We start from the raw sequence: 1,032 nt of genomic DNA, 5'->3' as shown, positions 1-1,032 counted from the left end.
TTTTTAAGAGAACCGTCCCGGCGGGACAGGTCAGGCAGTGACCTGTTCCACCTCCGGGATGGGTTTGAGATTAAAATGAATTTCGATAGAAATGTGTCTTGTTTTATCTTCGTCAATGCGCTCATGCACGACGATTTCTTTGATTAAGCGGTTAAGGGTGGCTGCGTCCAGCTCTGTGATGTTGGCGTATTCCTGAATGGCTTCCACCCATTGTTTTGCGTCATTGGCAAGCTGGACTTCATCGGACAGCCGCTTCCTGCCCTCGGACACTTTTGCTTTAAGCTCCGTCTGCTCGGTCTGTGTCTTTTCCAGCATGGTGTTGAAATTCTGCTCACTGATACGCCCTGCAATCATATCCTCATAAAGCCGCATGACCATTTTATCCAGAACCTCAATCCGTTCCTCGTCCCTTGTAAGGGAGCGTTCCATTGCTTCCCGCTGTTCCCGCTGCTCGGCTTCACAGGTATTGGTCAGGCGGTCGGCAACCGCTTCCCCGTCCATCAGGGCAGCTCTGGCACATTCCCGGATTTTCCGCAGCACATGGCTGTAAAGGGTGTCATAGTCAATCCGATGCTGGGTGCAGTGGTTCTTTCCAAAGGCATTGTAGGTCTTGCAGGAATAAATCTGCTGAGGATGTTTTGCGTTTGTGTAGCGTACCGTCAGCGACTTCCCACACTCGCCGCATTTTATCAGTCCGGCAAACAGGCTGATTTCATTGGTCTGCCCCGGACGCTGGCGGGATTTCAGCTTGTTCTGCACAATGTCAAAGCTCATGCGGTCAATCAGCGGTTCATGCTGTCCCTCCACTACAATCCAGTCCTCCGGCTTCTTTTCTCCAATCGTGCCGATTTTGAAACGGTAGTCTTTTTTCTGGGAAGCAATCGCCCCGGTGTAAACGGGATTCATCAAAAGGTCTTTGATAACGGAGAAGTCCCACATATACCGTCCGTTTTCCGGGTCTTTCTTTTCCCATTTGGTTCGGGTATTGCGAAGCCCCCGTTCCCGGTTCCACCATGTGGGGCAGGGGATTTT

1 protein-coding gene is annotated in these 1,032 nt (G+C 51.3%); it reads right to left on the bottom strand.

Features of this window, described 5'->3' with window-relative positions; translation table 11 throughout:
• Window positions 1-30: 30 nt before the first annotated feature.
• Window positions 31-1,032, bottom strand: a 1,002-nt coding sequence (locus tag DW761_RS09415; protein ID WP_117517805.1) for a recombinase zinc beta ribbon domain-containing protein, incomplete at its 5' end; no start/stop codon positions are given.

Source organism: Absiella sp. AM29-15, assembly GCF_003434225.1.
Taxonomy (GTDB): Bacteria; Bacillota_I; Bacilli_A; order Erysipelotrichales; family Erysipelotrichaceae; genus Hoskinsella; species Hoskinsella hominis.
The sequence above is the reverse complement of the archived record's forward strand: the minus strand, read 5'-3'. Positions and strand labels throughout refer to the sequence as shown.